General features: G+C 60.5%; 11 protein-coding genes. 1 reads left to right on the top strand and 10 read right to left on the bottom strand.

Annotation, left to right across the window (positions count from 1 at the left end; all coding sequences use genetic code 11):
* Nucleotides 1-35: 35 nt before the first annotated feature.
* From kefC to pvcA, 8 genes are all read right to left on the bottom strand, one after another.
* Complete coding sequence (gene kefC, locus ACUXAC_RS15240; protein ID WP_038873391.1) at nucleotides 36-1,889, bottom strand: glutathione-regulated potassium-efflux system protein KefC; 1,854 nt, start codon at nucleotides 1,887-1,889, stop codon at nucleotides 36-38.
* A complete protein-coding gene (gene kefF / locus ACUXAC_RS15235) occupies nucleotides 1,882-2,439 on the bottom strand; it encodes a glutathione-regulated potassium-efflux system oxidoreductase KefF (RefSeq protein ID WP_060422413.1) in 558 nt (185 codons plus the stop codon). The genes kefC and kefF overlap by 8 nt, the downstream gene beginning before the upstream one ends.
* A 171-nt stretch (nucleotides 2,440-2,610) precedes the next feature.
* The gene (gene carB, locus ACUXAC_RS15230) at nucleotides 2,611-5,835 is read right to left on the bottom strand and encodes a carbamoyl-phosphate synthase large subunit (RefSeq protein ID WP_454266755.1); all 3,225 of its coding nucleotides are present in this window, start codon (nucleotides 5,833-5,835) and stop codon (nucleotides 2,611-2,613) included.
* Between the two features lie 16 nt (nucleotides 5,836-5,851).
* Nucleotides 5,852-7,000: a glutamine-hydrolyzing carbamoyl-phosphate synthase small subunit gene (gene carA / locus ACUXAC_RS15225; RefSeq protein ID WP_421115334.1), complete on the bottom strand. Its 1,149-nt coding sequence runs from the start codon at nucleotides 6,998-7,000 to the stop codon at nucleotides 5,852-5,854.
* A gap of 470 nt (nucleotides 7,001-7,470) precedes the next feature.
* Nucleotides 7,471-8,292, bottom strand: coding sequence for a 4-hydroxy-tetrahydrodipicolinate reductase (gene dapB / locus ACUXAC_RS15220; RefSeq protein WP_060422408.1), 822 nt, complete (start codon nucleotides 8,290-8,292; stop codon nucleotides 7,471-7,473).
* A gap of 263 nt (nucleotides 8,293-8,555) precedes the next feature.
* Nucleotides 8,556-9,815 (bottom strand): glycosyltransferase, encoded by a 1,260-nt coding sequence (locus ACUXAC_RS15215; protein ID WP_421115341.1) that lies wholly within the window; start codon nucleotides 9,813-9,815, stop codon nucleotides 8,556-8,558.
* 24 nt (nucleotides 9,816-9,839) lie between these two features.
* Nucleotides 9,840-10,703, bottom strand: a complete 864-nt coding sequence (locus ACUXAC_RS15210) for a TauD/TfdA dioxygenase family protein (RefSeq protein ID WP_049241990.1) — start codon at nucleotides 10,701-10,703, stop codon at nucleotides 9,840-9,842.
* Nucleotides 10,704-10,799: 96 nt separating this feature from the next.
* Nucleotides 10,800-11,765: an L-tyrosine isonitrile synthase gene (gene pvcA / locus ACUXAC_RS15205; RefSeq protein WP_060422401.1), complete on the bottom strand. Its 966-nt coding sequence runs from the start codon at nucleotides 11,763-11,765 to the stop codon at nucleotides 10,800-10,802.
* 190 nt (nucleotides 11,766-11,955) lie between these two features.
* On the opposite strand from pvcA, the gene ACUXAC_RS15200 reads away from it, so the two are divergent.
* Nucleotides 11,956-12,882: a LysR family transcriptional regulator gene (locus tag ACUXAC_RS15200; protein WP_060422398.1), complete on the top strand. Its 927-nt coding sequence runs from the start codon at nucleotides 11,956-11,958 to the stop codon at nucleotides 12,880-12,882.
* Nucleotides 12,883-13,155: 273 nt separating this feature from the next.
* Here ACUXAC_RS15200 and ispH read toward each other — a convergent pair whose 3' ends face one another.
* Together ispH and fkpB are read right to left on the bottom strand one after the other, a co-directional pair.
* A complete protein-coding gene (gene ispH, locus ACUXAC_RS15195; RefSeq protein WP_038873368.1) occupies nucleotides 13,156-14,109 on the bottom strand; it encodes a 4-hydroxy-3-methylbut-2-enyl diphosphate reductase in 954 nt (317 codons plus the stop codon).
* Nucleotides 14,090-14,560: an FKBP-type peptidyl-prolyl cis-trans isomerase gene (gene fkpB, locus ACUXAC_RS15190; protein ID WP_038628869.1), complete on the bottom strand. Its 471-nt coding sequence runs from the start codon at nucleotides 14,558-14,560 to the stop codon at nucleotides 14,090-14,092. Before fkpB ends, ispH begins: the two co-directional genes overlap by 20 nt.
* Nucleotide 14,561: the final 1 nt, after the last annotated feature.

Raw genomic sequence — 14,561 nt, 5'->3', positions numbered from 1 at the left:
GCAAAAAAAGGGGCGCCGATCTGGCGCCCCTACTCTTATCCTTTAGCTTCCACCACTTCATCCTCCGGCGCCTTGCCGTCGATACTGCCGCGCCAGCCGGTCTGCTGCACCCGCGCCAGCCGATTCTGATCCTGCTCGATGGCCGCGCTGAGCATCTCCTTGGCCCGCTGCAGGCTGGCGATGCGGAACTCGGTGTCCTGATAATTCTCCAGCGTGTCTTCCAGCATCTTCAGGTTATAGCGGCGGAACGTATCCGCCTTCTCGCGCGCCTCATAGGCGTCCAGCCCCAGCAGCTCAAGCGTTTCACGGCCGATGCGCAGCGAGCTTTCAAAGGTTTCGCGCTCCGGTTTTTCCACCCCCAGCTGCCGCAGCTGATACCAGTGATCGACGTCGCGCGCTCGCGCCACCACCTTCAGATGCGGGAAGTGCTGTCTGGCCAGCTCGGTTAACGCCAGGCTGTCTTCCACGTCGTCGATGGCGTTGATCAGCACCTTGGCGTGGGCGGCGCCGGCGGCCTCCAGCAAATCGGCGCGCGTGGCGTCGCCGTAGAACACCTTGGTGTCGAATTTGCGCAGCGTCTCGATATGGTCCGGATCGTGATCCAGTACCACGGTGTGTACGCCGTTGGCCAACAGCAAGCGGCCGGCGATCTGACCGAAACGGCCGAAGCCGGCGATGATCACGCTGGCATTCTCGTCGTCGATAACGTCAGCCGGGCGCTCCTCTTTCGGCGCATTTTTCTCCAGCTGCGCGGCGATCACCAGCAGCAGCGGCGTGGCCGCCATCGACAGCGCCACCGCCAGCGTCAGCGACTTGGCCCATTCGACCGGCAGGACGCCGGCCAGCTGCGCGGCGCTGAAGATCACGAAGGCGAATTCACTGCCCTGCCCCAGCAGAATGGCGAACAGGCCGCGCTGGCGCTTCGGCACGCCGAGCAGCGGCCCAATCAGCCACAGCAGCGCCGCCTTGATCAGCATAAAGCCCAGCAGCAGCGAGGCGATCAGGAGCGGATGATGGAACAGCGTGCCGAAATCGATCGACATGCCGACGCCGATAAAGAACAGCCCCAGCAGCAGCCCCTTGAACGGCTGAATATCGCTCTCCAGCGCGTGGCGGTATTCCGAGCTCGCCAGCAGCACCCCGGCGAGGAACGCCCCCATCGCCATCGACAGCCCGGCCATCTCCAGCAGGATGCCGAAACCGAACACCAGGAACAGCGCCACGGCGCTGAACACCTCGCGCATGCCCGAACGGGCGACGAAGTGCAGCAGCGGGCGGGTGACGTAGCGGCCGAGCAACACCACTATCGTCAACGCGCCCACCACCTTGGCCGCCGACAGCACGAAAGCGCCCAGCGTGGTGGTGGCGCCGCTGCTGGCCAGCAGCGGGATCATCGCCACCAGCGGGATCGCCGCGATATCCTGGAACAGCAGCACCGCAAATGCGCTGCGGCCGATCGGCGACGGCGTCAGGTTGCGTTCGCTCATCGCCTGCATGGCGATGGCGGTGGATGAGAGCGCCAGCGTCAGGCCAATCAACAGCGCCACCTTCCAGTTGAGGCCCAGGAAGTAACAGAAGGCGCTCAGCGCCAGGCCGCAGCCCACCATCTGAATGCTGCCGCCGCCGAACACCGAGGCGCGCAGCGTCCACAGCCGCTTGGGATCCAGCTCCAGGCCGATGATAAACAGCATCAGCACCACGCCGATCTCGGCGAAGGTCAGGATCGACTCGGCATCCGACACCAGCTTCAGCCCCCAGGGGCCAATGATGCAGCCGGCAATCAGGTAGCCGAGCACCGAGCCCAGCCCCAGTCGCACCGCGATCGGCACAAACAGCGCGGCGGAGCCGAGGTAGATCAGCCCCTCGATCATCATGTGGTGGTTATCCATGGCTGGCCTCCCGTGTTTCCGCTTCGGCATGTTCCATCAGGTAGTCGACCAACCGCTGCCGGTAGGCTTCGCCGGCGGCGAGCAGCGCCGGTTCGTTGCAGGTAAAGGTGTTATGCAGAGCGAAAAAAGGCTGCCAGTTCATGCCGCAGTAAATCGCCGTGGCCTGCAGCGGCTGCGCCAGCGCGGCGAAGTTGGGAAAGTCGCCCAGCTCGAAGTGGTGCTCGTCGCCGCCGCTGGTCACCGCCCACAGGCAGTCTTTACCCACCAGCGCGTTGCCGTCGTGGCCGTAGGCCCAGCCGTGCTCCAGCACTTTGTCGATCCACAGCTTCAACAGCGGCGGGAAGCTGTACCATTGCATCGGATGCTGCAGCACCACCAGGTCGGCGCGCTCCAGCGCCCGCTGCTCGGCGTTGATGTCGATATTGAAATCGGGGTACAGCTCATACAGCGAGCGCACCTCTACCTCGGGGAGATCCCTCACCGCCTGCAGCAGGCGCTGGTTGGCATGCGAATGCCGGGGATACGGGTGAGCATAAATTATCAGAATCATTGTTATCGTCGTTCCTTCGTTCCTTGCCAATACACCAAGCATATACCAATCACACAGGGTGACAGTTTGCCCACTGATTGATAGCGGAAATTTTTAACGCCAGCCGACAAATTCGCTGAATAAAAAAGGGCGCTGCATCTGCAGCGCCCCTGGCGTAGCGTTATCGCGCGGTTATTTGCCGATGCGCGCGTGCATTTCCTGCACCGACGTGACCTGCTCGGTCGGATCCGCTTTCAGCGCCATCGCGGTGGCAAAGCCGCCGTTCAGCGTGGTGTCGTAGTGCACCTTGTACTGCAGGGCGCTGCGGCGAATCAGCTTGGAGTCTTCAATCGCCTGACGGCCGGCCGTGGTGTTGACGATGTAGGTGTACTCGCCGTTCTTGACACGGTCCTGAATGTGCGGACGCCCTTCGTGCACCTTGTTGACCAGGCGCGGGTTGATGCCCGCTTCGCCCAGCACCACCGCGGTGCCGTGAGTGGCGTCCAGCTCGAAGCCCTGCTTCAGCAGGCTGGCGGCCAAATCGACCACGCGAGCCTTGTCGCCTTCACGCACCGACAGCAGCGCGCGGCCCTGCTTTTTCATGCCCGAGTTACTGCCCAACATCGCTTTGGAGAAGGCTTCCGCGAAAGTGCGGCCCACGCCCATCACTTCCCCGGTAGAGCGCATTTCCGGCCCCAGAATCGGGTCGACGCCCGGGAATTTGTTGAACGGCAGCACCACTTCTTTCACCGAGTAGTACGGCGGGATAATTTCTTCGGTCACGCCCTGCTCAACCAGCGTTTTGCCCGCCATCACGCGCGCGGCCACTTTGGCCAGCGGCACGCCGGTCGCTTTGGACACGAACGGCACGGTACGCGCGGCGCGCGGGTTCACTTCAATCAGGTAGACTTCGTTGTCTTTCACCGCGAACTGCACGTTCATCAGGCCGCGTACCTGCAGCTCGAACGCCAGCTTTTCCACCTGACGACGCATCACGTCCTGAATTTCCTGGCTCAGGGTGTACGCCGGCAGCGAACACGCGGAGTCACCGGAGTGCACGCCCGCCTGCTCGATGTGCTCCATGATGCCGCCAATCAGCACGCGCTCGCCGTCGCAGATGGCGTCGACGTCCACTTCCACCGCGTCGTCCAGGAAGCGGTCCAGCAGCACCGGCGCATCGTTGGACACGCTGACCGCGGTCTGGAAGTAACGGCGCAGGTCGGTTTCGTCATAGACGATCTCCATCGCTCGGCCGCCCAGCACGTAGGAAGGGCGCACCACCAGCGGATAGCCGATGCCCGCCGCCTTCTCCACCGCCTGCTCGATGGCGGTGACGGTGGCGTTGGCCGGCTGCTTCAGGCCCAGACGGTTGACCGCCTGCTGGAAGCGCTCGCGGTCTTCGGCACGGTCAATGGCGTCCGGGCTGGTGCCGATGATCGGCACGCCCGCGGCTTCCAGCTCGCGCGCCAGCTTCAGCGGGGTCTGGCCGCCGTACTGCACGATCACGCCTTTCGGCTTCTCGATACGCACGATTTCCAGCACGTCTTCCAGCGTCACCGGCTCGAAGTACAGGCGGTCGGAGGTGTCGTAGTCGGTAGAGACGGTTTCCGGGTTGCAGTTGACCATGATGGTCTCGTAACCGTCTTCGCGCAGCGCCAGCGAGGCGTGCACGCAGCAGTAGTCGAACTCGATGCCCTGACCGATACGGTTCGGCCCGCCGCCCAGCACCATCACTTTCGGCCGGTCGTTGGTCGGGTTGGACTCGCACTCTTCTTCATAGGTGGAATACATGTAGGCGGTGTCGGTGGCGAATTCCGCCGCGCAGGTATCCACGCGCTTGTACACCGGATGCAGGCCGTGGCTGTGGCGCAGCTTGCGAATTTCACTCTCGGCGACGCCGGCCAGCTTGGCCAGACGCGCATCGGCGAAGCCCTTGCGCTTCAGGGTGCGCAGGAATTCTTTGTTCAGGCCGTTGATGCCCGCGTCGGCCACCTGCTCTTCCAGGCGCACCAGCTCTTCAATCTGCACCAGGAACCAGCGGTCGACGTTGGTCAGGTTGAAGACGCCGTCGACCGACAGACCGGCGCGGAAGGCGTCGGCGATGTACCAGATGCGGTCAGAGCCGGCGTCTTTCAGCTCGCGGCGGATCTTGGTCAGCGCTTCCGGATCGTCCAGGCTTACTTTCGGGTCGAAGCCGGTAGCGCCCACTTCCAGGCCGCGCAGCGCTTTTTGCAGCGACTCCTGCTGGGTGCGGCCGATGGCCATCACTTCGCCGACCGACTTCATCTGGGTGGTCAGGCGGTCGTTGGCGCCGGCGAACTTCTCGAAGTTGAAGCGCGGGATCTTGGTCACGACGTAGTCGATGGACGGTTCGAACGATGCCGGGGTGCGGCCGCCGGTGATGTCGTTCATCAGCTCATCGAGGGTGTAGCCCACCGCCAGCTTGGCGGCGATCTTGGCGATAGGGAAGCCGGTGGCTTTCGACGCTAGCGCCGAAGAGCGCGACACGCGCGGGTTCATTTCGATAACGATCAGGCGGCCGGTTTTCGGGTTGACCGAGAACTGCACGTTGGAGCCACCGGTTTCGACGCCGATCTCACGCAGCACCGCCATCGAGGCGTTGCGCATGATTTGGTATTCCTTGTCGGTCAGGGTCTGGGCCGGTGCGACGGTGATCGAGTCGCCGGTGTGGATGCCCATGGCGTCGAAGTTTTCGATGGAGCAGACGATGATGCAGTTGTCGTTCTTATCACGCACCACCTCCATCTCGTACTCTTTCCAACCGATCAGCGATTCATCGATCAGCAGCTCGTTGGTCGGCGACAGGTCCAGACCGCGTTCGCAGATCTCTTCGAACTCTTCGCGGTTGTAGGCGATGCCGCCGCCGGTGCCGCCCATGGTAAAGGAAGGGCGGATGATGCACGGGAAGCCGACGTCAGCGGCTACCGCCAGCGCTTCTTCCATGGTGTGCGCAATGCCGGAACGCGCGGTGTCCAGACCGATTTTCTTCATCGCCACGTCGAAACGGCGACGGTCTTCAGCCTTGTCGATCGCATCGGCCGTCGCGCCGATCATGGTAACGCCGAACTCGGCCAGCACACCCTGACGCTCCAGCTCCAGCGCGCAGTTCAGCGCCGTCTGGCCGCCCATGGTCGGCAGCACCGCATCCGGGCGCTCTTTTTCGATGATCTTGCGCACCACTTCCCAGTGGATCGGCTCGATATAGGTCGCATCGGCCATTTCCGGGTCGGTCATGATGGTCGCCGGGTTGGAGTTAACCAGAATGACGCGGTAACCCTCTTCGCGCAGCGCTTTACACGCCTGGGCACCCGAGTAGTCGAACTCACACGCCTGGCCGATAACGATCGGGCCAGCGCCGAGGATCAGGATGCTTTTTATGTCTGTACGTTTTGGCATTTTTTACTGCTCCTGATTATTTGGCGTTAGAACGGTAAGTCTCAATCAGTTCGATGAAGTGATCGAACAGCGGCGCGGCATCATGCGGGCCTGGGCTGGCTTCCGGGTGCCCCTGGAAGCTGAACGCCGCTTTGTCGGTGCGGTGAATGCCCTGCACCGTGTGGTCGAACAGCGATTTGTGCGTGACGCGCAGGTTCGCCGGCAGGTTGTTTTCATCGACGGCGAAGCCGTGGTTCTGCGCGGTGATCATCACGGTGTTGTTGTCCAGATCCTTCACCGGGTGGTTGCCGCCGTGGTGGCCGAGCTTCATCTTCATGGTTTTCGCCCCGCTGGCCAGCGCCAGCAGCTGGTGACCCAGGCAGATGCCGAACACCGGAATGTCGGTTTCTAGGAACTGTTTGATGGCGGCGATGGCGTAGTCGCATGGCTCCGGGTCGCCCGGGCCGTTGGACAGGAAGATGCCGTCCGGATTCATTTTCAGCACCTCGTCGGCCGGGGTCTGCGCCGGCACCACGGTCAGGCGGCAGCCGCGATCCACCAGCATGCGCAGGATGTTGCGCTTGGCGCCGTAGTCGTAAGCCACTACGTGGAACGGCAGCTCCGCGGCGGTCTTGGCTTCAGGCAGGTCGCCTTCAAGCGTCCAGCTGCCTTGCTGCCAGCTGTAGGCCTCTTGGGTGGTGACCTCTTTCGCCAGATCCATGCCCTTCAACCCCGGGAAACCTTGCGCCTTGGCCAGGGCCAGCGCGGAGTCCGTCGAGTCGGCGGCGATGATGCAGCCGTTCTGGGCGCCCTTCTCGCGCAGCAGGCGGGTTAATTTACGGGTATCGATATCGGCGATTGCCACGATGTTGTGACGCTTGAGGTAGTCGGACAGGCTTTCTTCGTTGCGGTAGTTGCTGGCGATCAGCGGGAGGTCACGAATGACGAGGCCTTGGGCGTGTACTGCGGAGGATTCTTCGTCGGAAGCATTAGTGCCGACATTGCCGATATGAGGATAAGTAAGAGTAACGATCTGGCGGGAATAGGAAGGATCAGTGAGGATTTCTTGATAACCGGTCATCGACGTATTGAAGACCACTTCCCCCACTGCCGTTCCCTCTGCCCCGATGGCCCGACCGTGGAATTGGGTTCCGTCTTCCAGAACCAATAGCGCTGACTTTATCAAAACACCCTCCGAGGAATAATCAATCACAATATTTGCATATTAATTCAGATATCGCGATCTAAATCAATGCAAAAACCGTCCGCGAGGCCAATTTTTGGCAAATTGGGCGCATTTTAATGATGAGTGTCCGGCTTGTCTACCCAAACTGCCTTTTTTTGTTTTATTTTTGCAGTTCTCGCCGCTCATGCGGCTTGAGCGGCGATAAAAACACAGAAAACCGGGGCTGGAAAACGGTTGCGAGGCTGAATGACGAAAAATGGCGCCAGAATGGGCTCCAAAAGACGCTGAAATGAGATCTGGTGGATAAAAACGGGATGATTAGCAAGGAAAACATCAATAAATAACAATCAATGAAATAAAAACACACCAACGCTTAATTTTTCATGTTAAAAAAAAGGACAATAAAATTATTGTCCGATTATCATAGCATTATGATCAATACAACCACATCACGATGGTATGCAAATTAATTATAATTGGTCCAGATTCAACACGTCACGCATATCAAACAGGCCTTTATCCCGGTTATGCAACCAGGCAGCCGCACGCACCGCGCCGCTGGCAAAAGTCATCCGGCTGGAGGCCTTATGGGTAATTTCCACCCGTTCACCGATGTCGGCGAACATCGCGGTGTGCTCGCCGACGATGTCGCCGGCGCGAATGGTGGCAAAGCCGATGCTTTTCGGATCGCGTTCGCCGGTATGGCCTTCGCGCGCATAGACCGCGCAGCTTTTCAGGTCGCGCCCCAGCGCGCCGGCGATCGCTTCGCCCATGGCCAGCGCCGTGCCCGACGGCGCATCCACTTTGTGGCGGTGGTGCGCCTCAACGATTTCGATATCGGTATAGTCGCCCATCACCTGCGCGGCCTTCTCCAGCAGTTTCAACACCAGGTTGACGCCGACGCTGAAGTTGGCGGCGAACACGATGCCGATATGCTGCGCCGCATCGCGGATCGCCTGTTTGCCGGCGTCATCGAAGCCGGTAGTGCCAATCACCATCGCCTTGTGGTGCGCCACGCAAAAATCCAGGTAACCCCGGGTGCTTTCCGGGCGGGTGAAGTCGATCAAAATATCGAACTCGTTCGCCACCTTCTCCAGACTGTCGCTCACCTTGACGCCCAGCGCGCCGATGCCCGCCAGTTCGCCGGCGTCGACGCCGACCAGGCTGGAGCCCGGGCGCGACAGCGCCGCCCCCAACACCACGCCTTCCGCCTGCTGCACCGCCTGGATCAATTGACGACCCATCCGGCCGCCGGCGCCCGCAATCGCAATGCGGATTTGTGAATCACTCATGCTTGCTCTCTTCTTGATTTGACGCCTATCCCATTAGGCTATCGATTCAGGGTAACCGCCCCGCTTCAGCGTCGCCAGAGGATTCATTTCATAATTAGAAAATTATGATATTCCTCCGTTCTCATCAGCGGCGCTGTCGTGAGATTAACATTCAACCGATTTGGCGGCCTGCGACGATTGTACATAATCATGCAGTTTGCATGGCAAAAAAATGCAGAAAAAAGGCGCCGAAAACGGCGCCTGAGGAAGGGAGATCGGCGAGGTCAGGCGGTAATGGCGGCCACTTCGTTGGCAATCGCCGTCAGCGCGTCGTGGCGAGCATAGTCCTCACGCACCAGCGCCGCGCGTTGCCGATAGATCGGCTGTTGCAGAATACGCGTCGCCGCCGCCAGAATCTGTTCGGCGCTCGGCGTGCTGGTGTGCAGGCTGATGCCACAGCCGGCGGCCACCACGCGCGCGGCCGCCTCCAGTTTGTCTTCGCCAGTGCCGGCGACGATCAGCGGCACGCCGCTGTCCAGCGCATAGTTGATCGAGCCATAACCGCCGTTGGTGATCAGTAGCGCCGCCTCCGGCAGCCAGCGTTCGAAGGAGATAAACTCCCGCACCCTGGCATTGCCCGGCAGTGCCTCCATCAGCCCTTCCGTCGCCCGCCCGCCGGTGGTGGCCAACACCCTCACCGGCAGATGCGCCAGCGCTTGCAGCGTCGGCACGATCAGCTGATGCAAATCGACATTGGCCAGCGTGCCCTGAGACACGATCACCAGCGGCCGGCGGTCGTCCTTCTCCCAAAGCGTCTCTTCCGCCGCCGGCTGGCCGCCGCTGCGCAGCGGGCCGACGAAGCGCACGCCGCTCGGCAGATCGTCGCGCTCATATTCCAGCGCCGTGGTGGCCAACTGCAGGAAACGCTCGCAGCCGCCGATCAGCGCGTCGGTAAACGGGCGATTCAGCGCCCGCCCGCCCGCCTGCACCAGTGCCGCATCAAAGCTTTGCTGCACCTCATCAAGCAGCACGCGCGTTTCTTCATCCACCAGTTGCTCGCGGGTCAGCGCCTGTGGCAGCAGCGCCGGCGGGATACGCGGGCCATAAAAAATAGCATCGCGCGAAGAATACGACAGCGGTGTGACGCCGATACCGAAGACCGGCGGCCGCTCGGCGGACTGCAGCAGCGGCAGCACGCCGTAGAAGCAGTTCTCCACCATCAGCAGATCGGTCTTTTCGGCGGCGATGGCCGCACGCAGTTGCCGATCCAGCAACGGGATCGGTGCGGCGAAGAAATCCTTCAGCGCCAGCGCCATCTGCGCATTGCCCGGCGGCAGCGCGGCGCGCTCGGGGAAATGTTCCTCCAGGTGGCGATAATCGAAATCCACCTGCGCGTCGAACGGCACGAAGCTTGCCCCAACCGCCTCGGCGCGTTCGCGGAACAGCGCGCCGGTCATCACCCGCACCTGATGCCCTTGGGCAATCAGGTGGCGAGCGATGGCTAACATCGGGTAGACGTGCCCCGGAGTGGCGACCGCCGCCATCAGTATCCTTGCCATAATGCTCCTTTACGCTTCTGCGTTGGCCGGCTTCAGCGCCAGATTGGCGCACACCGGGTTGCTCTGGATATGCACGCGCTGCAAATGACGCGCGGAACGGGCGGTAAAGCCCTCACGGCCATGCAGCAGCGAGAAGTTGTCCGCCACCACTACGTCACCCTGTTGCCATTGGTGAGCATAATAGTGACGCGGATCGTACAGATGCTGCTGCAGGGTGTGGTGGAACTGTTCCTGCTGCTGTTCAGGCACGCCGTGATATTCCAGCGCATGCTGGTTGAGGAATTTTTTCCCCTCCGTCGGCGGTTCATTGTAGCGCATGATTAACCCCCTGCCGTTCGGGTGCTGCACCACCAGCGGCGAACAGACTTCACCGCCGTAATGCACCACCTGCTTGATGCGGTAGGTGATCGAGACCGACAGCCACTGATCCAGCAGCGCTTCGTCCGCATTGGCCAACAGCCGCGTGGTATCGACGAAGGTAGTGCGCCCGCCTTCGTCCTGCGACGGCGCCGCCACGCAGTGGAACAGCTGGAACTCAGGGATGGTCGGCTTATACATGCCATCCCAATGCAGCGGGACGTAGCTGCTGTCGAAGATATGATCCTTGGCGTCCGGATGTTCCTTCACGTCCAGCACCGCACCGAACGGCCACATCATGATTTCGCCCCACTGTTCGGCATAGCGAGTCAGGACTTCCGCCTCGCTGAAACCGGAGTCGAATCCGCGCAGCACCAGCAAGTGGTGTTCCTGCGCCAGCGCTCGCAGCGCCGCCACCGGCAGCTCGCCGATCTTTTGCCCCGGGTGCTGCGGCGTCAGGATCGCGCCGAACGGGGTATTCGGTTGGATATGGCAATTAAGCGGTTGGTTGTTCATCGGTGATTCTCCTTGCATCGAATGTGCTGCTCACACGGCAACGTGCCGTCAAAAACGCGCCCGCCAGGATTTCGGGCGCAAAAGCCTGCGGCGGCCTCAGGCCATCTGTGGCTGCTCGATCAGGTAATGGCTCGGCGTGCCGCGGATCTCCACCAGTTCGCCGTCCAGGCTCTGCGCGTCTTTACGCTTCATCAGCACGAACTGGCCGTTCACGTTCGCCGCCACGCCGTGCCACGGCGTCAGCCAGTCGTCTTTGGTCGGCATCATGTGGATGCCCATTTTCAGGCTGTCGACCGGCTGCGGGTGAATCGACAGACGGATCGCAGCCGGGAAATGTTGCGCCAGCAGGTTGCCCCAGGCCCAGCTGCGTTGGATCACGCCGCAGGCGCGCTGCTTGGCGTCCTTCTGCAGCGCGGCGTTGGAACCGCTGTAGCCCGGCAGCTGGCTGTCTTCATACAGGAAACGCGTGATGGCGCGGTACAGCAAGAGGCCCTGTTCGTCCTGCATCAGCTGTTGCTTGATCGCCTCTTCCGACTCGGCGTAGCCGTCCACCAACAGCCGGCGCAGCAGATCGTAATCGTCGGTATGCTCCGCCAGGCCTTTGACGTCGCCGAGGTTGAACACGCTCAGGTGCGTCGCACCCACTTCATGCAGCAGGCCTTCAATCTCGCGCTGATAGTGGTTGATCGCTTCGTCGCTGACGCGGATCAGATCGCCGAACACGTGGCCGTCGGAGCAGATAACGATATGCGCACCCGGCGGGTAATAGAGTTGAATACGCTGGCACAGCGAGTTGAGGAAGATCAGCGACAGCCGCTCCGCCATGTCCGGCACCGCGCCGATCACCTTGTTGGTGTTGGGCGACTTGGTCGGAAAGGCCGGCAGCACGAATTCGATGCGCTGCTCGTTTTCAATGAATGCCCGAATGCGTGGCAATTGCACCTGAGTGACCCGTTGTTCTTCTTCGGCAATTGAGGTGTCGCCACCGGGGAAACGGCGGCGGTATTGCAATAATTCACGTAGGATTTTTAACGCTATTTCATCTTTCTGAACGCTGTCCACAATGTGCTCCTGTTGCGATGCGGCGCGGGTGTATTATTGAAAAGCGCAATAAGATTTATCAAAAGAGAAAAAACCTCTGCGAGATAATAATTAGCCCGGCGTTTATATGCTTCAGGCAATATAGAAGAGATGGTGCTATATTATTAGCCCGTATAATTCACAATCTTGGTTAAGTTGTGCTTAACAAACTATGAGCAATATTTTAAAACGCATGGCCATTTTCTCAAAAGTGGTCGATTGCGGCGCATTCAGCATGGCGGCAAAAGAATTGGGCATGACGACCTCGGCCGTCAGCCAACATATTCGCCAGTTGGAGGAACATCTGGGCATTCAATTACTGTTGCGGTCGACGCGTTCATTGAGTCTGACCGAAGCCGGATTGTGCTTTTATGAAGATTGCCTGCTGATGATCCACGCCGCCGAACGCGGCCAACAACGGATCGCCGCGCTGCGTGGCGAACTGGTGGGTGAACTACGCGTCGCCACCTCGACCGAATTCGCCACCCACTATCTGGTGCCGGCGCTGCAGAGCTTCCTCGACGAGCACCCGCGGCTCACGCTGCGGCTGGAAATCCACGATGAGAAGATAGACCTCATCACGCAACGCATCGATCTGGCGATACGCGGCGGCGTGCTGGCCGACTCCAGCTACGTTTCCACCCGGCTGGCGCGCTGCCGCGAAGTGCTGTGCGCCTCGCCGGCCTACCTGGCGCACCACGGCGTGCCGGATTCGCCGCAGGCGCTGACGCATCACCACTGGGTGACCTTTACACCGCTCGGAAACCCGCAGTTTGTTCGTCTGATCCATCGCGACGGCGGTGAACACCGCATGCGCATGACCGGGCGCTTGTTCACCAACAGCGGTATGGCGATGAAGGAGTTGGCGCTGACCGGCAAGGGTATCATTCGCAATTTCTTCGCCAACGTTGAGCGTGAGTTGCTCAGCGGCGAGCTGATTGAAATATTGCCCGACTGGCGATTACCGGAAATAAATTGCTATGCCATTATGCCGCGTCGGGAGATTCAGCCATTAAAAGTCCGACGATTGCTGGAGCATATGAAGCTCTATTTAAAGGAGAAAGGATTAAACGCCTTAGAACATATTCGGCAGGAATAAAATAAGAAACATCTGCAACACCCATTATTGTAATTATTGTAATCACCTTGCCAACGCCAGGCCTTATTTAGATTGCAGACTAATGATACCTTGATCAATGACTTTTCGTCAGCTTATATAATTAATGACACCGACGCTATTTCAAATACTCAGAATAAATTTGACTTTAGTTAGCAGAAAATTTGAATATGCGCAGCGTTTTATTTTCAATGCCATGCGAATGCCCAAAAAAACGGGAAGCCTGGGCTCCCCGTTGTCATCCGCCGGCGCCTGTCAGTCTATCTGACGAACGTCCACGCGCAGCTCTTTCGGCACTTCGAACACGATGTTCTCTTCACGCCCGCTGATTTCATGCACGTCCATACCGCCCAGCGCTTTGAGGCGAGAGATCACCTCCTGCACCAGCACGTCCGGCGCTGAGGCACCGGCGGTAACGCCGATATGGCGCGCCCCGCTCAGCCAGCTCTCCTGAATATCCGCCGCCGAATCGATAAGATAAGCCGGTTTGCCGACGCGCTGCGCCAGTTCCGCCAGTCGGTTGGAGTTGGAGGAGTTTTTAGACCCCACCACCAGCACCACGTCCGCATCGCCGGCCAGGTTGCGCACCGCTTCCTGACGGTTGGTGGTAGCGTAGCAAATGTCATCCTTGCGCGGGCCGATAATGCTCGGGAAACGCTGGCGCAGGGCGTCGATCACGTCCGAGGTATCATCTACCGACAGCGTGGTCTGCGTCATGAAGCACAGGTTGCTTTCATCTTTCACCTGCAGCTTCCACACGTCTTCCGGCGACTCGACCAGGTACATGCCGCCCTGCGGGTTGCTGTACTGGCCCATGGTGCCTTCCACTTCCGGGTGCCCGGCGTGGCCGATCAGAATCGCTTCGGTGCCGCGGCGGCTGGCGCGCGCCACTTCCATATGCACCTTGGTCACCAGCGGGCAAGTGGCGTCGAACAGCATGGTCAGATCGCGCGCCTTGGCTTCGGCGCGCACCGCCTGAGAAACGCCGTGCGCCGAGAAGATCAGGATAGAGCCATCCGGCACTTCGGCGATCTCTTCGATAAACACCGCGCCGCGCTCACGCAGGCTGTCGACCACGTAGCGGTTGTGCACCACTTCATGCCGCACGTAGATCGGTGCGCCATACAGTTCCAGCGCGCGTTCCACGATGCTGATCGCACGATCAACCCCGGCGCAGAAGCCGCGCGGGTTAGCCAGCAATATTTGCATGCGTCTCCTCCTGCTGCGGATCGATCTCCAGCACTTCGATATCGAAGGTCACCGGATGGCCCGCCAGCGGATGGTTGAAATCGACGGTGATCGAATCTTCCGCCACCGCGCGCACCACCCCCGGCATTTCACTGCCGTCGATGGCGGTAAACAGCATGATGGTGCCCACGTCCGGTACGCCGGTTTCCGCAAAGTCGCGGCGCGAGAAGAACTGGACCAGATCCGGGTTCTCCGCGCCGAACGCCGCTTCCGGCTGCAGGGTAAAGGCGCATTTGTCGCCCGCGCGCAGGCCGAGCAGCTGCGCCTCCAGCGGCGCCGACAGGCTACCGTCACCCAGACGGAACAGCGCCGGTTTGCCGCTGCTGCGGGTGGATTCGGCGGTCGAACCGTCTTCCAGTTTCAGCGTAAAGTGAACCAGCACCGCGCTGTCACTGATAATCTGAGCCGTCATA

The organism is Serratia sp. 121840015-1 (genome assembly GCF_053627655.1).
The sequence above is the reverse complement of the archived record's forward strand: the minus strand, read 5'-3'. Positions and strand labels throughout refer to the sequence as shown.